This is a genomic window from Mycolicibacterium brisbanense, from assembly GCF_001570425.1.
GTDB classification, from domain to species: Bacteria; Actinomycetota; Actinomycetes; order Mycobacteriales; family Mycobacteriaceae; genus Mycobacterium; species Mycobacterium brisbanense.
This window is the reverse complement of record NZ_BCSX01000004.1, coordinates 52,120-72,202: the sequence shown is the minus strand read 5'-3', so window position 1 is coordinate 72,202 and position 20,083 is coordinate 52,120. Positions and strand designations below refer to the sequence as shown.

Below are 20,083 nucleotides of genomic sequence, written 5' to 3'. Positions count from 1 at the left end.
TGTGAGGGCAACCACCGACATGCCGATTGACCAGGACTTTCCAACTCACTTTCCGGTCAGCAGCCAGACAGGTTCGGCGCCGTCGCGGTGTGCGACAGTAGCTGGATGCTCTGGGCGCTGCTGCGGCGGTACGTGCGGCCGTACCGGTCGCTGCTAGCTGCCGTGGCCGCGCTGCAGGTCGTGAGCACTCTGGCGTCGCTGTATCTGCCGACGGTCAACGCCGCGATCATCGACGACGGGGTAGCCAAGGGCGACACCGGCCGGATCGTCGATCTGGGCGGGGTGATGCTCGGCGTCACCGCGCTGCAGGTGCTGTGCTCGGTCGGCGCGGTGTTCTTCGGGTCGCGAGCCGCCATGAGCTTCGGACGTGATCTGCGTTCGGCGATCTTCCATCACGTCACGACGTTCTCCGCCGCCGAGACCGCACGGTTCGGTGCCCCGACGTTGCTGACCCGCACCACCAACGACGTCGGGCAGATCCAGCAGCTGCTGCAGCTGACCTGCACGATGCTGGTCACCGCGCCGATCATGTCGATCGGCGGCATCGCGATGGCCGTGCACCAGGACGCCGGGCTGTCGTGGCTGCTGCTGGTCAGCGTGCCCGTGCTGGCGCTGGCGAACTACACGATCATCAAGCGCCTGATGCCCGTCTACCGCCGGTTGCAGCGCGTCATCGACGGCATCAACCGGGTGATGCGCGACCAACTCTCCGGCATCCGGGTGATCCGGGCGTTTTCCCGCGAACCCGTCGAACGGGTCCGGTTCGCCGAAGCCAACGACGCGCTGGCGGGCACCGCGATCGAAGGCGGCCGCTGGCAGGCGCTGATGCTTCCCGTCACCACGCTGGTGATCAACGTGTCCAGCGTCGCGCTCATCTGGTTCGGTGGGCTGCGGATCGACGCGGGCCACATGCAGGTGGGGTCGCTGATCGCGTTCCTCGCCTACTTCATGCAGATCCTGATGGCCGTGCTGATGGCGACGTTCCTGCTGGTGCTGTTTCCCCGGGCCTCGGTGTGCGCCGAACGGATCACCGAGGTGCTGGACACCTCGCCCGCGATCACCAGTCCCGAGGAGCCACGGCAACCGCGGGCCCGCACCGGTGAAATCACCCTGCAGAACGCCACCTTCAGCTATCCGGGTGCGGATCGGCCTGTGCTGCAAGATGTTTCATTCACCTCACCCTCGGGGACGACGACCGCGGTGGTCGGCTCGACGGGTTCAGGCAAGTCGACGCTGCTGTCGCTGATCTGCCGGCTCTACGACGCCACCGCAGGTGCGGTCCTGGTCGACGGCGTCGACGTGCGCGAACGCGACATCGAGGAGCTGTGGTCGACGATCGGTCTGGTGCCGCAGCGCGGCTACCTGTTCACCGGCACGGTTGCGGAAAACCTGAGCTACGGTGCGGCCCCGGGACAGGAGCTGACCGACGACGACATGTGGGAGGCGCTGCGGGTCGCGGCCGCCGACGACTTCGTGCGCGCGCACCCCGATGAGCTGCAGATGCCGGTGGCCCAGGGCGGCATCAACTTCTCCGGCGGGCAGCGGCAGCGCCTGGCCATTGCGCGGGCCGTGATCCGCAGGCCCGCGATCTACTTGTTCGACGACGCGTTCTCCGCATTGGACGTCCACACCGACGCCAGGGTGCGAGATGCACTGCGGGCGGTGTCGGGCGGGGCGACGGTCGTCATCGTGTCGCAACGCATCTCCACGGTCACCGATGCCGACCAGATCATCGTCGTCGACGACGGCCGCGTCGTCGGCATCGGAACCCACGAGTCGCTGCTCGCCCACTGCCCCACCTACGTGGAGTTCGTCGAGTCGCAGTCGGTGGCCACAGGCGAGCCACCGATGAGCGCTTGCGCGAAGAGAAGACGACCTCAGTGACCATCCCGTCCGCGCGCCGCGCAATGCTCGCCGCACCGGCCGAACGCACGCGCGACTTCCGCGGCTCGGCGCTGCGACTCGTCAGACTGCTGGTGCCGCAACGCGGCCCGGCGATCGTGGTGATCATGCTCGGTGTCGCCGGCGTCGCGATCGGGGTGATCGGCCCACGCATTCTCGGCCACGCCACCGATCTGCTGTTCAACGGGGTGATCGGGCGCGAACTGCCCGCGGGCCTCACCAAGGACCAGGCCGTCGCGGCGGCGCGGGCCCGCGGTGACACCACGTTCGCCGATCTGCTGTCCGGCATGAACGTGATCCCCGGTCACGGCGTGGATTTCGCCGCCGTCGCGCGCACTCTGGCCCTGGCCCTGGGCCTGTATCTGCTTGCCGCCCTGTTCGTCTGGATCCAGGCCCGGCTGCTCGTGGTGGTCGTGCAGCGCACCATGGCCACACTGCGCGCCGACGTCGAGAACAAGATCCACCGACTGCCGTTGTCCTACTTCGACTCCCGCCAGCGCGGCGAGGTGCTCAGCCGCGTCACCAACGACATCGACAACATCTCGTCGTCGGTGTCGATGACCATCAACCAACTGATGAGCGCGGTCCTCACCGTGATCGCCGTGCTGGTGATGATGCTGACGATCTCGCCGTTGCTCACCGCGCTGACCGTGATCACGGTGCCGCTGTCGTTGTGGGTGACCCGCTGGATCGCGCGCCGGTCGCAGCGGCTGTTCGTCGCGCAATGGCGCAACACCGGGCGGCTCAACGCCCACATCGAGGAGACCTACAGCGGTTTCACCATCGTCAAGACGTTCGGCCACCGGGCCGCGGCGCGGCACCGATTCGCCGAGCTCAACGGCGAGGTGTTCCAGTCGAGCTTCGCCGCCCAGTTCTTCTCCGGTTTGGTCTCCCCCGCAACGATGTTCATCGGCAACCTCAGCTATGTCGCCGTCGCCGTGGTGGGCGGCCTGCAGGTGGCCACCGGTCAGATCACCCTCGGCAGCATCCAGGCTTTCGTCCAGTACGTGCGGCAGTTCAACCAACCGCTCACCCAGATCGCCGGGATGTACAACACCATGCAGTCGGGAGTGGCCAGCGCCGAGCGTGTCTTCGAACTGCTCGACACCGCCGAGGAGCCGCCCGACCCGCCCCGCCGACTCGACATCCGGCGCGGCAGGGTGGAATTCGATCGCGTCAGCTTCAGCTACCGGCCGGGCACCCCGGTGATCGAGGACCTGTCACTGACCGCAGAACCGGGCAGCACGGTGGCCATCGTCGGGCCTACCGGAGCGGGTAAGACCACGCTGGTCAACCTTCTGATGCGGTTCTACGACGTGGATTCCGGGCACATCCGCATCGACGGCGTGGACATCTCGGGCGTCAGCCGCGAATCCCTGCGGTCCTCGATCGGCATGGTGCTGCAGGACACCTGGCTTTTCGGCGGCACGATCTACGACAACATCGCCTACGGCCGCCCGGATGCCGGCGAGGAGGACGTGATCGCGGCGGCCCGCGCGGCCCACGTGGACCGGTTCGTGCACACGCTGCCCGACGGCTACGCCACCCGCGTCAGCGACGACGGGGGCAGCATCAGCGCCGGCGAGAAACAGTTGATCACCATCGCGCGGGCATTCCTGGCCGGTCCCGCCCTGCTGGTGCTCGACGAGGCCACCAGCTCGGTGGACACCAGAACCGAGCTGTTGATCCAACACGCGATGAACGTATTGCGCCGGGACCGAACCAGTTTCATCATCGCCCACCGGCTCTCGACCATCCGCGACGCAGACCTGATCCTCGTGATGGACAACGGCCGGATCGTCGAGCGCGGCAGCCACGAAGACCTGATGGCGCGCCACGGCAGGTACTGGGAGATGACTCAGGCCTGAGCCTCGCCGAGGCGACGGGTTTTGGCGTGAAATCGCCGAGAACGCACGAAAAACCGTAGTGTCGGCGGGGGAACTAGAGGTTCGGGCCCTCGGCGCGCAGATCGTCGACGTTCTTCATCGCTTCCCGCAGCTTGCCCAGCCACTCCTCGGTGTGCTGACCGACCAGCTTGACCGACCAGGCCAGGGCATCGGAGCGGGACCGGGCCACACCGGCGTCGACGAGGGTGTCCAGCACCTGCCGCTCGGGCTGCTTGAGCCGGGTCATCACCGGAACGGCGATGTGAGTGAACAGGATTCGCTCCGCAGGGGTTCCCACCTCGACACCCCAGGAGACCTTGCGGCCGAACTTGTTCTGCGCCTCGTCGGCAATCCGCATGCGCTCACCGCGCGTCTCTTCGCGGAAGCGGGCGGCCCGGCCGGAGGCCCTGGCCTCGCTCTCGCCCTCGGCGGGATCGGGCAACCGCCCGATGACGGTGATCTCTTCGCGGTCGACGACGACTGTCGGGTCGCCGGTGAACCAGCTGTCGGGCAGGCGCCCGGCGAACCATTCGGGTGCGTCGTGGGCCGGCGGTTGCTGGGCCTGTTGCCAGCCGCCCCGGCCATGTTGGTGATGTTGCTTCATGTATTACATGATTACACCGTTACACCGCCGGTAGCGCGGCGTTCACCATCGGCGAACACCTCCGATCAGGCGCGCGGGCTCAGTTGCGCTTGAGCAGCAACGCTGCGCCGCCCGCCAACACGAGCGCGACCAGCAGCAGCCCGGCCCAGGCCGGGCCCATCAGCCACCAGACCACGCCGAGCACGACGATGACTGGCGACAACACGAACAGCACCATGCCCGGGTGCTGCTTGAAGACCGCGAGGGCGCTCTGCGCACGGACCCGGTCGATTTCCTTTGCCATGGCACCAGAATGCCAGTGCTGTGCCCTACTGTCGCGGCCCCTTGCCGGCTTTCCACAGCCGATAGGCACCGGGCAGGCACACCGCGCACGGCCGGTAACCCGCGGCGACAGCGGTCGCCTCGTCGGCGAAGAAGACGCGGTGCGCGACATAGCCGCCGGCGGCCAGGGCACGCAGCGCTGACGGGCAGTCCAGCCGGCCGTAGATCCTGCCGCGGCGGTAACCGCCCAGCGTGCCGGGCACTGCGCTGCGGTACGGGCGACCGTCTGCGGCGAGCAGGGTATAGGGCCGAGTTGTCATGCCGCGTCGTGGAATACGAGTCCGAGGGTGAACCGGACGCCGGAGCGCACGACCGAAACCCCGTGCCGCACCGGTGCCGCCGACCAGCCCCTGGCCGAGCGCACCGGGCGGTCTCGGGTGGTGAACACCAGACCGTGGCCGTGCGGGATGACGACGGCCGTGCCACGCGATTGTGCGCGCGGCCGCTGTTCGTAGAGCAGGAATTCCCCGCCGGTGTGGTCGACACCCGGATCGTTCAGGTTGACCACGACCTGCAACGGAAAGACCATGTCGCCGTACAGGTCTCGATGCAGCGCATTCCAGTCCCCCGCACCGTACCGCAGCAGGATCGCCGTTGACTTGGTCTGGCCGGCGCCATGACAACGGCGCAGCCAGTCCTCGAAGTCGTCGGGCCAGGGCGTATCGCGGCCGAGCCTGGTCCACCATTCCCGGGCGATCGGCAGCAGCCTGGGATAGAGCGCTTGCTTGAGGGCGGTGACGGCGCGGGGATACGGCTCGGCGAAGTAGCGGTACTGCCCCTCGCCGAACCGGTATCGGCCCATGTCGATGGTCGACCGGAACCGCGCGTCATCGGGATAGAGCGCGACGATCTCGGCGGCCTCGTGCGGCGACAGCAGGGGTCCGGTCAGGGCGCAGCCCACGTCGTCCAGTCCGGACTGCACACCGTCCCAGTCGACCGCCTCGACCCGGCCGCGCCACGGACCGGCACTCATGCCGCGGCCTCCAGGTCGAGCAGGAGCCGCTTGGCGTCGGCACCACCGAGGTAACCACCCATCGCGCCGTCGCTGCGGACCACCCGGTGACACGGCACCACGACCGGAAGCGGGTTGGTGGCACAGGCCGTCCCGACCGCACGCACCGCCTTCGGGTTCCCGGCCAACCGCGCCACCGCGGCGTAGCTGGCGGTCTGGCCGTAACCGATTTCCGGCAGATGATGCAACACAGTGCTGCGGAATCCGGCCGACAACCGCCAATCGAGGGGCAGGTCGAATTCCCGTCGCGCCCCGGCGAAGTACTCGTCGAGCTCGCGGGCAACCGCGTCCAGCCGGCCCGGTGCGTTCAGGATGCGCGGACTGATCTTGTCCGCCAGGGTCTGCAACACCGCGTCGTGGTCTTCACGCGCGTAGGCCACCCGGACGATGCCTTGCTCGGTGGCCGCGAGCAGGAGCTGCCCGACGGGGCTGTCGACGACCCGGTAGGCGATGTCGAGCACACCGTCGCGTTGCGCATCGGCAGCCAGGCGCGCCTTCAATACCGCCAGATCGTGAATCATCATGTCGTCGTTGGTCATCGGAGTTCTCCCTTGAACGTGCGCCGGAGCGCGGCGACGCCGTCGGCTGCTGCGCGGCGGGCGGCCGCCTCACTGCCACCGAGGATTTGGGCGATGTCGCGGTAGGGCAGGCCGGCCAGATAGTGGTATGCGACGGCGTGTCGCTGTTTGTCGGCGAGGCGATCCAGCGCCTCGATGAGGTCATCGTGATGTTCGGATGCCGGCGGTCGTGGCGGTTCCGGCACATCGTCGACCGGAATCGCCCGTCGCGCCCGCGCGCGGGTGATGTCGATGGCCTTGCGGTGCGCGATCGTCACGAGCCAGGCCTCGATGTTGGCATCGCGGTCCAGGTCGGGGTAGGCCTTCAGCGCCGACAGGAAGGTCTCCGACCAGGCGTCGTCGGCGTCCACCGGCCCGACGACGGCGCGGCACACCCGCAACACCGTCGGGCCGTGCCGACACACCACCGTCTCGAAAGGCTGTTTGACTGTCACACTCTGTAGACGTTTCGCCGAGGAGTTTCGTGAGGTGTCCATCGTGGCAGATCCGATTCGGCGACAGCAGACCGTCGATGATCGCGTTCGAGTTCGAGCAGCCGGCGTTTGCGGGCGAGTCCGCCGGCGTAACCGGTGAGCTTTCCGCCCCGTCCCACGACACGGTGACACGGCACCACGATCGACAGCGGGTTGCGCCCCACCGCCACGCCGACCTGCTGAGCCGTCGCCCCGTCGATCTGGGCCGCCAGCGCGCCGTAGGTGGTGGTGACGCCATAGGGAATCCGTGCGACGAGCCCCCACACCGCCATCTGAAACGGATCGCCGTGCACGCTGAGCGGCAGCTCGAACCGCGTGCGCGCACCGGCCAGGTATTCGTCCAGCTGGCCGATCACCTCGTCGAAGCCGTGGTTGCGCTCCCGACCGAAGGCGGCCGAACTCGGCCGGTACCAATGGTGCGGGAAATACAGTCCGCACAAACCTGTTTCGTCCCGGACCAAGGTGAGCAGGCCCAGCGCATTCTCAACCACACAGTGCCATGCCGGTGCGCTCTGACAGTCGGACATCTCGTCTCCTTCCGTCGCGACCAATTTCGCAACTGGGAGGAAGACGCCCGTGCAGGCGGCGATGTGAGTTTCGCCGTCGTCAGCGCCTCACCGGAAACGGCGCAGCCGCAGACTGTTGCTGACCACGAACACCGACGAGAACGCCATGGCGGCGCCGGCCAGCATCGGGTTGAGCAGCCCGGCCGCGGCCAGTGGCAACGCTGCGACGTTGTAGGCGAACGCCCAGAACAGGTTTCCCTTGATGGTCGCGAGCGTCCGCCGGGACAACCGGATCGCGTCCGGCGCGGCCCGCAGGTCACCGCGGACCAGGGTCAGATCACTGGCCTCGATGGCGACGTCGGTGCCGGTTCCCATCGCGAGCCCCAGGTCGGCCTGCGCCAGGGCGGCCGCATCGTTGACGCCGTCGCCGACCATCGCGACCACGGCGCCGTCGCTCTGCAGCCGTTTGATCACTTCGACCTTGTCCGCGGGCAGCACCTCGGCGTAAACCTCGTCGATACCTACCTGTTCCGCGATGGCGCGGGCGGCTGCCTGGTTGTCGCCGGTCAGCATGATCGGGGTGAGGCCGAGCGTCCGCAGTTGGGCGATGGCTTCCGCGGAGGTGGGCTTGACGGCATCGGCCACCACGAGCACCGCCCGGGCCTCACCGTCCCATCCCACCGCAACCGCGGTACGTCCCTGCGTCTCGGCGTCGCGCACGGCCGCGTCCAGCGTGTCCGGCAGCGGCAGAGCCCAATCGGCAAGCAGGCGGCGCCGCCCGACCACGACGGCGTGACCGTCGACAACTCCCTGTACACCGAGGCCTGCGACATTGCCGAAGTTCTCCACCGCGGGCAGATCGCCGACCTTGTCGCGCGCACCCGTCGCAATTGCCTTGGCAATCGGGTGTTCCGACGCGTTTTCCAGAGCACCGGCCAGGCGCAGCGCCTCGGCGTCGTCGACGCCTTCCGCTGTGATCACGTCGAGCAGCGTCATCGCGCCGGTGGTGACGGTCCCGGTCTTGTCGAGCACGATGGTGTCGACCTTGCGGGTGGATTCGAGCACCTCGGGTCCTTTGATGAGGATGCCCAGCTGAGCTCCCCGCCCCGTACCGACCAGCAGTGCGGTCGGGGTCGCCAGACCGAGGGCGCACGGGCAGGCGATGATCAGCACCGCCACGGCCGCGGTGAACGCGCCGGCCACCGAGCCACCGGTACCGATCCAGAAGCCGAGCGTAGCCACCGCCAGTGCGATGACGATCGGCACGAAAATGCCCGAGATCCGGTCGGCCAGTCGCTGCGCCTGCGCCTTGCCGTTCTGCGCCTCCTCGACCAGCCGGGCCATTAGCGCCAACTGGGTGTCGGAGCCGATTCGGTTCGCGCGCACCACAAGCCGCCCGCCCACGTTGACGGTGGCACCCACCACCTGATCCCCCGGGCCGACCTCGACGGGCACCGATTCGCCGGTGAGCATGGATGCGTCGACGGCCGACGATCCCTCGGCGACCACCCCGTCGGTCGCGATCTTCTCCCCCGGTCGCACCACGAACTCATCGCCGACCGTCAGGTCGTCGATCGGAATCCTTTGTTCCACACCGTTTCTGCGCACCTCGACGTCCTTGGCGCCCAACTCGAGCAGCGCGCGCAGCGCCGCCCCGGCACGGCGTTTGGACCTGGCCTCGAAGTAACGTCCGGCCAGGATGAACGTGGTGACGCCGGCGGCCACCTCGAGATAGATGTTCCCCGTGCCGTCGGTGCGCGAGATGGTCAGCGTGAACGGGTGCGTCATCCCCGCCACCCCGGCGGTGCCGAAGAACAGCGCGTAGAGCGACCACCCGAACGCGGCGAGCGTGCCCATCGAGATCAGCGTGTCCATGGTGGCCGTGCCGTGCCGCAGATTGAGCCACGCGGCACGGTGGAACGGCCAGGCACCCCACACCACGACGGGTGCGGCCAGGGTCAGCGACAGCCACTGCCAGTTGGTGAATTGCAGAGCAGGCACCATGGCCATCGCGATGACCGGTACGGCCAGCACGGCCGAAACGATCAGCCGGGTCCGCAGCGATGCCGTCGGATCGTCTTGCACAGCAACCGTTTCGGGTTCGGGCGTGGGTACATGTGCGGTATATCCCGCATCCTCCACGACCTTGATCAGCGCCTCCGCCGCAACGTCGCCCTCGACGTGGGCCTTCTCGGTCGCGTAGTTCACGGTGGCGGTGACGCCGTCGAGCTTGTTCAGCTTCTTCTCGATGCGTGCGGCACACGAGGCGCAGGTCATGCCGCCGATCTGCAGTTCCACGGTCATCTCCTCATCAGTGCTGGTGCCCGCGCGGCACGGTCACGGTGAACTCGGCGGTGTGCACGGTGTCTCGATGCTTGAAGTCCAGGTACAGCCGATAGGACCCGGCGCTGGGGAACGCGGTGTGGAACCGGATCTCGGGTCCGGCGGGCGTGACCCCGTCGCCGGGTTCACCCATCGGATGCACGTGCAGGTACGCCAGGTCCTCGGCGCGCAGCGCGACCAGGTGTCCGTAGGCACCGAGGTAGGGCTGCAGGTCGGTGACGGGCGCGCCGCCACGGGTGACCGAGAGCGCCAGTTCCGAGGCCGCTCCGGCCGTCGGCTCGCCCGACAACGTGACGGTGTAGCCGTCGACGGTCGCCGCGGTCGAGGGCGGCGGCAGCGGTTGGGGGTCGTAGCGCCCGGCGACGTGCAGGTCCGCGCCGAGCGTCACCGCTTCCCCACCCGCGGGTACGAAATCGGCGAAGACCCGGTAGACGCCGGCGCTGCTCAGGTTCAGCGGGACACTCCAGGTTCCCGCGCTGTCACGTACCGGGTGCACGTGCTGATAGCCGGTGAAGTCGCGGCGGACGACGATGAGGTGCAGTTCTTTGTCGTGACTGACGGTGTAGTCGGTCACCGGCGCGCCGGACGGGTCCTTGATCAGGAACCGCAGCGGCACCTGAGGACCCGTCCCGGCCAACGATTGCTCCAGTTGCAGGGTGTAGCGGTTCTCGCCGGACGGCCCGGCGGGCTCCGCATGTTCGGCATGTCCGGCGGGTGCGCCGGCGGGGCCGAAGACAGCGCCGATCCCGAATGCAGCGGCGAACACCACCGCGAGGGCGGCGGCGAACGCGGCGATCTTCGTGGCGGCGCTCATCGCCTCAGCTCGCGACCTGATAGCCGGCCTCGGCGACGGCGGCGCTGATGGCGTCCGCGTCGAGGTCCGCATCGCTCTCGATCGTGACCCGGCCGGTCTGCAGATCGACGTCGACACCGGTGACCCCGGGGATTCCGCCGACCTCTTCACGCACGGAGGAGACGCAGTGTCCGCAGGTCATGCCGGTGACGGTGATGGTCTGAATGCTCATAACTGATACTATACCCCCCTAGGGTATGAAACGGTGATGCTCGTGCACCATGAAGTGGTGGACCCAACACCGGCCGGCTACCGCGCCCTGGTCGTCGACGACGAGACCGCCCTGGCCGGCATCGTCGCCAGCTACCTCGAGCGCGAGCAGTTCGAGGTCAGCCTCGCCCACACCGGGCCCGAGGCGCTGGCTCTCGCCCGTGAGGTCGACCCCGACGTCGTGATCCTCGACCTGGGCCTGCCAGGGATCGACGGCATCGAGGTGTGCCGCCGGCTGCGCACCTTCTCCGACGCCTACGTGGTGATGCTCACCGCCCGTGACACCGAGCTCGACACCATCGTCGGACTCTCCGTCGGCGCCGACGACTATCTGACCAAGCCGTTCAGCCCGCGCGAGCTGGTCGCCCGGGTACGCGCGATGCTGCGCCGGCCGCGCACCACCGCCGCGACCGCGGAGAACGATCGGGTGTTCGGACCGCTGCGCATCGACGTCGCGGGCCGCCAGGTGTCGATCGCCGACGAGCCGATCGTGCTGACCCGCACGGAGTTCGACGTGCTCGCCGCACTCTCGGCACACCCGGGCGTGGTATTGAGCAGGCGTCAGCTCCTCGAAACAGTCTGGGAGCCGGGCTATGTCGGTAGCGAACATCTCGTCGACGTTCACATCGGTCACCTGCGCCGCAAGCTCGGCGACGACCCGGGCGATCCGCGGTACGTGATGACGGTCCGCGGGGTCGGATACCGGATGGGCACCGGCCGATGAGCCGCCAACGCCCCGGGCTCGGCGCCCGGCTGCTGTTCGCCCAGGCCTTGGTGCTCGCCGCGGCGGCAGGCACCACCGGCGTCGTCGCGGCCGTCGTGGGGCCGCCGCTGTTCCGCGAACATCTGCACCGCGCCGGGGTTTCCGGCGATTCGGCCCAGCAGATGCACGCCGAGCAGGCCTACGTATACGCGACCGTCATCTCGGTGGGCGTCGCGGTGTGCGTGGCGGCCCTGGCCGCCCTGGTGGTCACCTGGTACGTCAGTAGGCGGCTGCAACGCTCGGTCACCGACGTCGCCACCGCCGCCACGGCGATCGCCGACGGCCGTTACGAATCGCGCGTGCCGCCGGCTCACCTGGGAGACGAATTCGATGCCCTGGCACAGTCTTTCAACGAGATGGCGGGCCGCCTGCAGGCCGTCGACACCAGCCGCCGCAGGCTGTTCGGCGACCTTGCGCATGAAATCCGTACTCCCGTATCGGTTTTGGAAGCCTACGTGGAAGCCGTCGAGGACGGGGTGCGCACCCTCGACGCCGACACGGTGGCCGTGCTGCGCCAGCAGACCCGCCGGCTGGTGCGGTTCTCCGATGACGCCGCCGCGCTCGCGCAAGCCGAAGAGGGCCGGGCCAGCATCGAACCCGCCGTGGTATCGGTCGCCGAGCTCGTGGCGGTAGCGGTGGCAGCCGCTGCCGATCGGTTCGACACCAAGGGCGTCACCCTGCACACCGACGTCGACCCTGCGCTGCCACCCCTGTGGGCGGATCCGGACCGCCTCGGTCAGGTGCTCGGCAACCTGCTCGACAATGCCCTGCGCCACACCCCGCCGCGCGGATGCGTCGACATCGCGGCGAGCGCAACAGCATCCACGGTGACACTCACCGTGACCGACACCGGCGAAGGCATCGCCGCCGAGCACCTTGGGCACGTCTTCGAGCGCTTCTACCGCGCCGACACGGCACGTGACCGCGACCGCGGCGGTTCCGGCATCGGGCTGTCCATCGCCAAGGCCTTCGTCGAAGCTCACCACGGCCGTATCAGCGTCGGCAGTTCCGGTGCAGGCACGCGGTTTACCGTCACTCTGCCTGCCGGTTAGCGCGCTAGAGCGTGCCGAGGATGGCGCGCATGGTGTCGATCTCCTGCTGCTGCGTGGTCACGATGTCATGTGACATCTTGACCGCGTCGGGGTACTGACCGTCTTTGATTTCGTTCTGCGCCATGACGATTGCCCCTTCATGGTGGGCGATCATCTGGGTCAGGTACAGCTTGGCCGCCTCGACACCCTGGGCATCGCGCAGCGCGGTCATATCGGCGTCGGACATCATGCCCTGCATGGCGGGCTTCCCGGACATGCCGGGCATACCGCCGTGACCCATGTCGCCCGACGACATCGGGGGCATGCCGGGGTTGCCCCACGCGGTGAGCCAGCCCTGCATCTGCTGGATCTCAGGCGCCTGCGCGGCCTTGATCTGCGTGGCGAGGTCGGTGACGCGCTTGTCGATGCCCTGCTTGGCCAGCAGCATGTCGCTCATCTCCACGGCCTGCTGGTGATGCGGAATCATGTGCTGGGCGAACATGACATCGGCAGCGTTGTGCGGCTGGTCGCTGACGGCCGGGCTGGTCGTCGGCGCCGCCGCGGAGGTGCTCGTCGTCGGGCTGCCGCTCGCGGGAGTGCTCGAAGAATTCGTACAGCCTGCCGCGATCGCAACGGTCGCGAGCGCGGCGGCCCCTGTCGCCAAGGTTCGTTTCATGTCCACGACTCAAGCCTGCACAGCATCGATATGCCCGGCCTAGTCGTTCTGTGAAGATTCGATAAAGCTCGTCGGCGCTGTCAGGCGGGCCGTGCGCGGAACAGCTTCACCTCGCCCTTGATGCCCTTGAGGCGTCGCGCACCGGCGAAAGACCACGTGAACCGCTCGGTCTCGCCGATCGCCTCGCGGGTGGATTCGGCAACCAGCACACTGCCCGGCCGGGCCGCACCGGTGACGCGGCTGGCCAGGTTCACCGGACTGCCGAACCAGTCACCGGCGCGGCTCACCGCGAGCCCGGTGGCCAGCCCCACTCGCAGCCGCGGGAAATCCTCGTCGGTCTCGGTGGCCGCGACAAGTGCCAGCGCAGCGTCGAGCAGGGCGGCCGCATCGGGACTGACCAACATGACCGCATCGCCGATGGTCTTGATCAGCCGCACGGGCCCCACCGCGACCTCGCGCGCGGCGTCGGCGAGCCGGTTGGCCAGCCGCTCCAGATCCTCGGGCGGCACCACCTCGCCCAACCGCGTGAACCCCACCAGATCAGCGAAGGCCACGCTGACCACCCGGGCACCGGGCAGCGGCACTCCCTCGGCCCGTTCGGAGGCGTTGACCGCCTCGGTCTCCAGTGCATGCCGCAGCTGGACGAACAGCATGTCCTGGATCATCGGCCCGATCAGCGGCGCCACCGCGGCCACCAACTGCTCGGACGCCTGAGCGATCTGCAGCTCGGTCGCCCCGGGAGTCAGCACTGCCGCCAACGCCGCGTAACGCATCACCTCGGCGGCCCGGCCAAGGCCCTCGGCAAGCACGCGGGTGATCAGCACGACCTGGTCGGGCTCGACGCCCAGTTCGATGAAACGCTGGGCGAGAGCCACGACTTCGGCGTCGGCCCGCGGCAGCACCGCGGCATCGGGATCGTCGACCGACTGCAACCCCATGGCTCGCTGCAGACGTTGCAGCAGGTCGAGATCGATACCGACCTGCTCGCTGATCTCCCGCGCCGACACGTACCGACCGTCGTCCCCGAGGATGCGGCGCGGCGCCAGCAGCGCCGGAGCGATCTCATGGCGGATCTGCTCGACGGTGAACCCGCGGTCCAGTAGCCACGGGATCAACTCGGCACGTTCGGCGCGGGCGTCGCCTTCCAGACCATCGAGCAAATCGTCGTCTGACACCACGCCAAAGTAACGCGTCAGGGGATGGCGCGGACCGCTCGCACCGCCGGGGCCGTCGACGCGGTCAGCAGCGTCGTCATGTCCTGCGGATAGCGGACGTCGACCAGCACCGAATCGGCGAACCGGTACGGCTTGCCCGACAGCAGGCCGACGAACTGCTTGCGCAGCCGGGACATCTCGGCGCGCACCGTCACCACGCGGGAGCCGTCACCGTAGAGATCCGCGGCCAGCTCCTGCGCTGACCGGCCCTGCGGACAGGTGGCCAGCACCAGAAGGATCTCGGCGTGCCTGCTGGAGATGCCGCGGCGCCAGCTGCCGAACTGCCCCACCATTTCCAGCGAGGGTTCGCTGTCACTCAGATCGAGGGTGACCCGTGCCGGCGCCGGGGCGGGTTCGGCGTCGTCGGCGACCCGCAGCAGCCAGCCTCCCGGCAGCGACTCCACGTCGCACATACCGAGAGGGGGTATCCACAGGCGTCCGGGCAGGCCGTCCTCGGGCAACAGCACCCGATTGTGCAGGGGCAGGGAATCCACCGCGGCGACCCACCCGTCGGTGTCGACCGCGAGCGCCGGGCTGCGCATCCGGGCCAGGATCGGCGCCGACACCGTGCGCAGCCGGTTGAGCGTGCGCTCGTGCACCTCACGCAGCCGGGACTCGGCCAGCCGGGCGACCAGATCGACCAGCGCCACCGTGGTCGGATGCACGGTGGGAGCCGGCCCGGACACGTCGACGATTCCGATCACCTGACCGGTACGCGGATCGCGGATCGGCGCTCCGGCGCACGTCCACGGGTGGTGGCTGCGCAAGAAGTGCTCGGCCGAGAAGATCTGCACCGCCGAATGCGAGACGAGCGCCGTGCCAATTCCGTTGGTGCCCACGGCATTTTCACTCCAACACGCCCCCTCGATGAAGCCGAGGCGGTCGGCGAGCGCGAGTACCCGGGGTGAGCCCGACCGCCACAGCACGCGGCCGCGGGCGTCGGCGATGACCAGGATGTTGTCGCCCTCCTGGATCACCGATTCGAGACCACGCGTGACATCGTCGAGCACCCCGACCAGCCCCGACGACTGACGCAGCAGCTCCAGCCCGGTCTCGATGCGCGGCGGACTGTGCTCCTCAGGGTTGATTCCCTTGGCCCGCAATCGGTTCCAGGAATCCTCGATGATCGAGCGGGGCCGGGCCGGCGCCCGGTCCCCCGACATCGTCGCGTCGTAGACCGCTGTCAGCAACCGCGCATAGCGACGCGGGTCCTCACCGGGAGCGACCGCGGGCTCGGGTATCGACGATCCGGACATCGCCTGCAATTGTGCTCCCCGTCACATCGAGATGCTACGACCGGCCTACCGATAGACCAGTCCGCCGTCGATGAGGCCCGCCTGTCCGGTCATGTAATCAGCGTCGGGCCCGGCCAGATACGCCACGAAACCGGCCACGTCCTCGGGAGTTTCCGGCCGTCCCAGAGCGATGCCGCCCGCGTACTTCTGGAACGTCTCCCCTTCCGCCGCACCCGTCAGCTCGGCGAATCTCTTGTCGATCTCCACCCACATGTCCGTGCCCACGATGCCCGGGCAGTACGCGTTCACCGTGATCCCCGCCGACGCGTACTCCTTGGCGGCCGCCTGGGTGAGCCCCCGCACCGCGAACTTGGAGGCGCTGTACACGCCGAGCATCGCGAAACCGTCGTGTCCGGCGATGGACGAGGCATTGATGATCTTCCCCGGCCGGCCCAACTCGATGAACTTGGCCGCGGCGGCCTGGATACCCCACAGCACACCGTCGACGTTGATGGACCACACCCGTGCCACATCGGCGGGAGTCACGTCGGCGATCGGGCCCACCAGCGCGATGCCTGCGTTGTTGACCATCACATCGAATCCACCGAGCGCCGTGGCGGCGTGTTCGACAGCCGCGTACACGGCGTCGCGATCACTCACGTCGGCGACGAACGTCGTTGCCTTGCTGCCGATTTCGGTCACCTCGTCGGCCACCGTGGCGATGGCATCCGGTGCCACGTCGACCAACGCGATGTCGGCGCCTTCGCGCGCGAGCCGCAGCGCGATGCCCCGGCCGATGCCGCGTCCGGCTCCGGTGACCAGTGCCACCTTGCCCTGCAATGTCATGCTGATTCTCCACTCGGGTCGACGAGCACCTTCATCTTCTTACCGGCGTGCAAGGCTTCGAACCCCTCATCGATGACGTCGTCGATGGCGATGGGCGTGACCCAGCCCTTGGTGTCGTACACGCCCTGCGCCATGAGATCGATGACCGCCTCGAAGTCGGCCGACGTGTAGCACAGCGAACCCTGGATGCGCGATTCGTTCATCACGAGGTTGAGCAGTGGCGTGGTCAGCGGCTTCTCGTAGATGGCGACGCTGATCGTCGGCTTGCGCGCGCCCACACACGCGGAGGCTGCCGCGATCGCCGGCGCCACACCCGCGGCGTCGAAGGCCGCGTCGGCGCCCCGACCGTCGGTGACCTCTGCGATGAAGGCCGGCACGTCGGTTTCGGTCGGGTCAAGGGTCTTGGCGCCCAGCGCCTCGATGGCGGCCCGCCGGGTCGGCGACGGTTCGGCGACGAACACCGATTCCAGGCCCTTGCCGCGCAGCGCGAACCACAGGCCGATGCCGATCGGACCGGCGCCGAACACCACCGCGGTGTGCAGCGGACCGACCGCTCCGAGGGTGGCCGCGTGATAGGCCACCGACATCGGCTCCACGAGCGCCCCCAGCTCAAGCGACACGTTGTCGGGCAGGCGGTGCAGCATGTTGACGGGGACCACGGTGTACTCGGCCATGCCGCCGTCGGACATCAGGCCGTGGAAGCCGATCTGCTGACAAATGTTGTAGTTCCCCGCCCGGCATGGGCTGCAGTGTCCGCACCGGTAGATGGGCTCGATCGCCACCCGGTCGCCCGGCGCGTAGTCCGTGACACCCGGGCCGATCTCGGTGATGGTCCCGGAGAACTCGTGCCCCATGGTCAGGGGCAGCTGCTGCCCGGTCAGCGGATGCGGCTCGGTCGGCACGAAGATCGGCCCCGCATAGTATTCATGCAGGTCAGTGCCGCAAATGCCGTTGAAGCCGACCTTGATCTTGACGGTCCCTTCGGTCGGTCGGGGCTCTGGCACATCGGCGATCTCGACCTTGTTCGGTCCGTAATACACGGCTGCTTTCATGGTGGACGTTTCTAGGCCAGCAGCCGGGTGCACCGTAAGGGTTGCAAGAGGTTGCGTCCGCTCTGGTGTTCTCTTGCACCCGCAACCGTCGGGCAGGCTGCAACCCCGTGCAACCCTTGTCGCGTTCGTTGACACCGTGTGGGCTGACTCACATGACACAGACCACCGCAGCACCGCTGGCCACACTGTCACCGCAGGAACGGGTTGACGCCTGGCTGGCCGACTTCGAGTCCGCACTGGCCGAGCGAGACATCAACCGCGTCGTCGGGAAGTTCGCCACCGACAGCTTCTGGCGCGACCTGGTCGCGTTCACCTGGAACCTCAAGACAGTCGAGGGTCACGACGGCATCTCCGACATGCTGACCGAGCGCCTGGCAGACACCGATCCCTCCGGGTTCCGAACTGCGGAGCCACCGACCGAGGACCTCGACGGCGAGCACGTCATCACATCGGCGTTCATCGAGTTCGAGACCGCCGTCGGCCGCGGTAAGGGTCATCTGCGACTGCGCGACGACCAAGGCTGGACTCTGCTGACCACCCTGCAGGAGCTCAAGGGCCACGAGGAGCGCAAGGGCGCGACCCGGGTGCTCGGCGCCGTGCACGGGTCGGACCCGGACCGGCGTTCGTGGGCCGAGAAACGCCTCGACGAGGAACTGACTCTGGGCTACAGCGAGCAGCCGTACATCGTGGTGATCGGTGGCGGGCAGGGCGGCATCGCGCTGGGCGCCCGGCTCCGCCAGCTCGGCGTGCCCGCCATTGTCGTCGATCAGCACGAACGCCCCGGCGACCAGTGGCGCAAGCGCTACAAGTCCCTGTGCCTGCACGATCCGGTGTGGTACGACCATCTGCCGTACCTGCCGTTCCCTGCCAACTGGCCGGTGTTCGCGCCGAAGGACAAGATCGGCGACTGGCTCGAGTTCTACACGCGGGTCATGGAGGTGCCGTACTGGAGTTCGACGACGTGCCTCTCGGCCTCCTACGACGACGCCGAGCAGCGCTGGACGGTCGAGGTGAACCGCAACGGCGAACCCGTGACCCTGCGCCCGGTGCACCTGGTGCTGGCGACGGGCATGTCGGGCAAGCCCAGCATCCCGACCCTGCCCGGTCAGGAAATCTTCCGGGGCGACCAGCACCACTCCAGCCACCACCCGGGCCCCGACCAGTACGTCGGCAAGCGCGCCGTGGTGATCGGGTCCAACAATTCCGCGCACGACATCTGCAAGGCGCTCTACGAGAACGACGTGGACGTCACCATGGTGCAACGCAGCTCGACGCACATCGTCAAGTCCGAGTCGCTGATGGATCTGGGTCTCGGCGACCTCTACTCGGAGCGTGCCGTCGCCGCGGGCATGACCACCGAGAAGGCCGACCTGACCTTCGCGTCCCTGCCCTACCGCATCATGGCCGACTTCCAGCGACCGATCTACGACGCAATCCGGCGGCGCGACAAGGACTTCTACGAACGCCTCGAAGCCGCCGGTTTCGAGCTGGACTTCGGTGACGACGACTCGGGGCTCTTCATGAAGTACCTGCGCCGCGGCTCGGGCTACTACATCGACGTGGGCGCGTCGGACCTGATCGCCGACGGCAGCGTCAAGCTGGCCCACGGCCAGGTCGACCGTCTGACCGAGGACTCGGTGATCCTGGCCGACGGCACCGAACTGCCCGCCGACGTCGTCGTCTACGCCACCGGCTTCGGCTCGATGAACGGCTGGGCCGCCGACCTCATCGGCCAGGACGTGGCCGACAAGGTCGGCAAGGTCTGGGGCCTCGGTTCGGACACGACCAAGGATCCCGGGCCGTGGGAGGGCGAACAGCGCAACATGTGGAAGCCCACCCAGCAGGAGAACCTCTGGTTCCACGGCGGCAACCTGCACCAGTCGCGGCACTACTCGCTGTATCTGGCGTTGCAGCTCAAGGCCCGTTACGAAGGGCTGCCGACACCGGTGTACGGACTGCAGGAGGTCCATCACCTCAGCTGAGACCACACGACATGGCGCCCCGAACGTGAATTCCCCACTCCGTTCGGGGCGCCCGCGTGTGGTTGAGTGCCTGGGGTGAGTGAGCTTCTGCACGGGCTGGCGCCCATCGTCGGAAAACGGCCACGCACGCTCATCCTCGGAAACATGCCGAGTGTCATGTCCCTTTCGGCCGGCCAGTACTACGGCAATCCACGCAACGCGTTCTGGCGGATCACCGCCGAGGTGTTCGGATTCGACGCGGCCGCGCCGTATGACGAGCGGGTGCGCGCGCTGGTGCAGCACAGGATCGCGGTGTGGGATGTCCTGCGATCCTGCCGCCGGGTGGGCAGCCTCGATTCCGCCGTGGAACCAGACAGTATGGTGCCCAACGACTTCGGACAGTTCTTCGAAGAGCACCACGAGATCGGGCTGGTGGTGTTCAACGGCGCGGCCGCCGAGGCGAACTACCGCCGCCTGGTCGGCGTGGACACTTCGCCGCCCAGCGTGCGACTGCCGTCCACCAGCCCCGCGCACACCATGGCCTATGCCGACAAGCTGGCCGCATGGCGGGCTGCCCTGAAGTGACGGATTGCCGTCAGTCATCCGCAGGGTGACCG

Annotated in this window: 21 protein-coding genes; 6 read left to right on the top strand and 15 right to left on the bottom strand. The window is 68.2% G+C overall.

All coding sequences use genetic code 11. From position 1 onward, the window contains the following. Positions 1 to 105 precede the first annotated feature (105 nt). Entirely contained in the window at positions 106 to 1,884 is a 1,779-nt protein-coding gene (locus RMCB_RS01630; protein WP_062827368.1) for an ABC transporter ATP-binding protein, read from the top strand. Positions 1,885 to 1,907: 23 nt separating this feature from the next. After that, entirely contained in the window at positions 1,908 to 3,770 is a 1,863-nt protein-coding gene (locus RMCB_RS01625; RefSeq protein WP_109784141.1) for an ABC transporter ATP-binding protein, read from the top strand. A gap of 73 nt (positions 3,771 to 3,843) precedes the next feature. Here RMCB_RS01625 and RMCB_RS01620 read toward each other — a convergent pair whose 3' ends face one another. From RMCB_RS01620 to RMCB_RS01575, 10 genes are all read right to left on the bottom strand, one after another. Then, positions 3,844 to 4,392, bottom strand: coding sequence for an ATP-binding transcription factor AbmR (locus RMCB_RS01620; protein WP_062827366.1), 549 nt, complete (start codon positions 4,390 to 4,392; stop codon positions 3,844 to 3,846). A gap of 79 nt (positions 4,393 to 4,471) precedes the next feature. Beyond that, complete coding sequence (locus RMCB_RS01615) at positions 4,472 to 4,675, bottom strand: hypothetical protein (RefSeq protein WP_029366681.1); 204 nt, start codon at positions 4,673 to 4,675, stop codon at positions 4,472 to 4,474. A 25-nt stretch (positions 4,676 to 4,700) separates the two neighbouring features. Then, on the bottom strand, positions 4,701 to 4,973 hold the full coding sequence (locus RMCB_RS01610; RefSeq protein WP_062827365.1) for an Ada metal-binding domain-containing protein: 273 nt from the start codon (positions 4,971 to 4,973) through the stop codon (positions 4,701 to 4,703). Continuing rightward, entirely contained in the window at positions 4,970 to 5,686 is a 717-nt protein-coding gene (locus RMCB_RS01605) for a 2OG-Fe(II) oxygenase (protein ID WP_062827364.1), read from the bottom strand. The genes RMCB_RS01610 and RMCB_RS01605 overlap by 4 nt, the downstream gene beginning before the upstream one ends. Further along, on the bottom strand, positions 5,683 to 6,264 hold the full coding sequence (locus tag RMCB_RS01600; RefSeq protein ID WP_062827363.1) for a methylated-DNA--[protein]-cysteine S-methyltransferase: 582 nt from the start codon (positions 6,262 to 6,264) through the stop codon (positions 5,683 to 5,685). Before RMCB_RS01600 ends, RMCB_RS01605 begins: the two co-directional genes overlap by 4 nt. Then, on the bottom strand, positions 6,261 to 6,737 hold the full coding sequence (locus RMCB_RS01595) for an RNA polymerase sigma factor (RefSeq protein ID WP_234791954.1): 477 nt from the start codon (positions 6,735 to 6,737) through the stop codon (positions 6,261 to 6,263). The genes RMCB_RS01600 and RMCB_RS01595 overlap by 4 nt, the downstream gene beginning before the upstream one ends. Next, entirely contained in the window at positions 6,734 to 7,303 is a 570-nt protein-coding gene (locus RMCB_RS01590; RefSeq protein WP_062827361.1) for a methylated-DNA--[protein]-cysteine S-methyltransferase, read from the bottom strand. The genes RMCB_RS01595 and RMCB_RS01590 overlap by 4 nt, the downstream gene beginning before the upstream one ends. 87 nt (positions 7,304 to 7,390) lie before the next feature. After that, positions 7,391 to 9,586: a heavy metal translocating P-type ATPase gene (locus RMCB_RS01585; RefSeq protein WP_062827360.1), complete on the bottom strand. Its 2,196-nt coding sequence runs from the start codon at positions 9,584 to 9,586 to the stop codon at positions 7,391 to 7,393. A 7-nt stretch (positions 9,587 to 9,593) separates the two neighbouring features. Next, entirely contained in the window at positions 9,594 to 10,439 is an 846-nt protein-coding gene (locus RMCB_RS01580; RefSeq protein WP_062827359.1) for a DUF8832 domain-containing protein, read from the bottom strand. 4 nt (positions 10,440 to 10,443) lie between these two features. Beyond that, positions 10,444 to 10,650: a heavy-metal-associated domain-containing protein gene (locus RMCB_RS01575; protein WP_062827358.1), complete on the bottom strand. Its 207-nt coding sequence runs from the start codon at positions 10,648 to 10,650 to the stop codon at positions 10,444 to 10,446. 36 nt (positions 10,651 to 10,686) lie between these two features. Between RMCB_RS01575 and RMCB_RS01570 the strand changes: the two genes are divergently transcribed. Both RMCB_RS01570 and RMCB_RS01565 read left to right on the top strand, forming a co-directional pair. After that, positions 10,687 to 11,412 carry a response regulator gene (locus RMCB_RS01570; RefSeq protein ID WP_062827357.1) on the top strand — a complete coding sequence of 242 codons (726 nt, stop codon included), beginning with the start codon at positions 10,687 to 10,689 and terminating at the stop codon, positions 11,410 to 11,412. After that, positions 11,409 to 12,503, top strand: a complete 1,095-nt coding sequence (locus tag RMCB_RS01565; protein ID WP_062827356.1) for a HAMP domain-containing sensor histidine kinase — start codon at positions 11,409 to 11,411, stop codon at positions 12,501 to 12,503. The genes RMCB_RS01570 and RMCB_RS01565 overlap by 4 nt, the downstream gene beginning before the upstream one ends. Before the next feature lie 4 nt (positions 12,504 to 12,507). Here RMCB_RS01565 and RMCB_RS01560 read toward each other — a convergent pair whose 3' ends face one another. The 5 genes from RMCB_RS01560 to RMCB_RS01540 all read right to left on the bottom strand — a co-directional run bounded on the left by RMCB_RS01560 (position 12,508) and on the right by RMCB_RS01540 (position 17,505). After that, the gene (locus tag RMCB_RS01560) at positions 12,508 to 13,158 is read right to left on the bottom strand and encodes a DUF305 domain-containing protein (protein ID WP_062827355.1); all 651 of its coding nucleotides are present in this window, start codon (positions 13,156 to 13,158) and stop codon (positions 12,508 to 12,510) included. A gap of 80 nt (positions 13,159 to 13,238) precedes the next feature. Continuing rightward, entirely contained in the window at positions 13,239 to 14,336 is a 1,098-nt protein-coding gene (locus RMCB_RS01555) for an adenylate/guanylate cyclase domain-containing protein (RefSeq protein WP_062827354.1), read from the bottom strand. A 14-nt stretch (positions 14,337 to 14,350) separates the two neighbouring features. After that, positions 14,351 to 15,628: a GAF domain-containing protein gene (locus RMCB_RS01550; protein WP_062827353.1), complete on the bottom strand. Its 1,278-nt coding sequence runs from the start codon at positions 15,626 to 15,628 to the stop codon at positions 14,351 to 14,353. A 45-nt stretch (positions 15,629 to 15,673) separates the two neighbouring features. Next, positions 15,674 to 16,453 (bottom strand): acetoin reductase, encoded by a 780-nt coding sequence (locus RMCB_RS01545; RefSeq protein WP_062827352.1) that lies wholly within the window; start codon positions 16,451 to 16,453, stop codon positions 15,674 to 15,676. Beyond that, positions 16,450 to 17,505 (bottom strand): 2,3-butanediol dehydrogenase, encoded by a 1,056-nt coding sequence (locus RMCB_RS01540; protein WP_062827351.1) that lies wholly within the window; start codon positions 17,503 to 17,505, stop codon positions 16,450 to 16,452. Before RMCB_RS01540 ends, RMCB_RS01545 begins: the two co-directional genes overlap by 4 nt. A 152-nt stretch (positions 17,506 to 17,657) precedes the next feature. Here RMCB_RS01540 and RMCB_RS01535 point away from each other — a divergent pair, with 152 nt between their 5' ends. Both RMCB_RS01535 and RMCB_RS01530 read left to right on the top strand, forming a co-directional pair. Beyond that, on the top strand, positions 17,658 to 19,487 hold the full coding sequence (locus RMCB_RS01535; RefSeq protein WP_062827350.1) for a flavin-containing monooxygenase: 1,830 nt from the start codon (positions 17,658 to 17,660) through the stop codon (positions 19,485 to 19,487). 75 nt (positions 19,488 to 19,562) lie between these two features. After that, positions 19,563 to 20,051, top strand: a complete 489-nt coding sequence (locus RMCB_RS01530; protein WP_062827349.1) for a DNA-deoxyinosine glycosylase — start codon at positions 19,563 to 19,565, stop codon at positions 20,049 to 20,051. The last annotated feature ends 32 nt before the right edge of the window (positions 20,052 to 20,083 follow it).

Coding starts and splice junctions, on each gene's coding strand:
- RMCB_RS01630 (WP_062827368.1), top strand. CDS start 106: ATGCTCTGGGCGCTGCTGCGGCGGTACGTGCGGCCGTACCGGTCGCTG.
- RMCB_RS01625 (WP_109784141.1), top strand. CDS start 1,908: ATGCTCGCCGCACCGGCCGAACGCACGCGCGACTTCCGCGGCTCGGCG.
- RMCB_RS01620 (WP_062827366.1), bottom strand. CDS start 4,392: ATGAAGCAACATCACCAACATGGCCGGGGCGGCTGGCAACAGGCCCAG.
- RMCB_RS01615 (WP_029366681.1), bottom strand. CDS start 4,675: ATGGCAAAGGAAATCGACCGGGTCCGTGCGCAGAGCGCCCTCGCGGTC.
- RMCB_RS01610 (WP_062827365.1), bottom strand. CDS start 4,973: ATGACAACTCGGCCCTATACCCTGCTCGCCGCAGACGGTCGCCCGTAC.
- RMCB_RS01605 (WP_062827364.1), bottom strand. CDS start 5,686: ATGAGTGCCGGTCCGTGGCGCGGCCGGGTCGAGGCGGTCGACTGGGAC.
- RMCB_RS01600 (WP_062827363.1), bottom strand. CDS start 6,264: ATGACCAACGACGACATGATGATTCACGATCTGGCGGTATTGAAGGCG.
- RMCB_RS01590 (WP_062827361.1), bottom strand. CDS start 7,303: ATGTCCGACTGTCAGAGCGCACCGGCATGGCACTGTGTGGTTGAGAAT.
- RMCB_RS01585 (WP_062827360.1), bottom strand. CDS start 9,586: ATGACCGTGGAACTGCAGATCGGCGGCATGACCTGCGCCTCGTGTGCC.
- RMCB_RS01580 (WP_062827359.1), bottom strand. CDS start 10,439: ATGAGCGCCGCCACGAAGATCGCCGCGTTCGCCGCCGCCCTCGCGGTG.
- RMCB_RS01575 (WP_062827358.1), bottom strand. CDS start 10,650: ATGAGCATTCAGACCATCACCGTCACCGGCATGACCTGCGGACACTGC.
- RMCB_RS01570 (WP_062827357.1), top strand. CDS start 10,687: ATGCTCGTGCACCATGAAGTGGTGGACCCAACACCGGCCGGCTACCGC.
- RMCB_RS01565 (WP_062827356.1), top strand. CDS start 11,409: ATGAGCCGCCAACGCCCCGGGCTCGGCGCCCGGCTGCTGTTCGCCCAG.
- RMCB_RS01560 (WP_062827355.1), bottom strand. CDS start 13,158: ATGAAACGAACCTTGGCGACAGGGGCCGCCGCGCTCGCGACCGTTGCG.
- RMCB_RS01550 (WP_062827353.1), bottom strand. CDS start 15,628: ATGTCCGGATCGTCGATACCCGAGCCCGCGGTCGCTCCCGGTGAGGAC.
- RMCB_RS01545 (WP_062827352.1), bottom strand. CDS start 16,453: ATGACATTGCAGGGCAAGGTGGCACTGGTCACCGGAGCCGGACGCGGC.
- RMCB_RS01540 (WP_062827351.1), bottom strand. CDS start 17,505: ATGAAAGCAGCCGTGTATTACGGACCGAACAAGGTCGAGATCGCCGAT.
- RMCB_RS01535 (WP_062827350.1), top strand. CDS start 17,658: ATGACACAGACCACCGCAGCACCGCTGGCCACACTGTCACCGCAGGAA.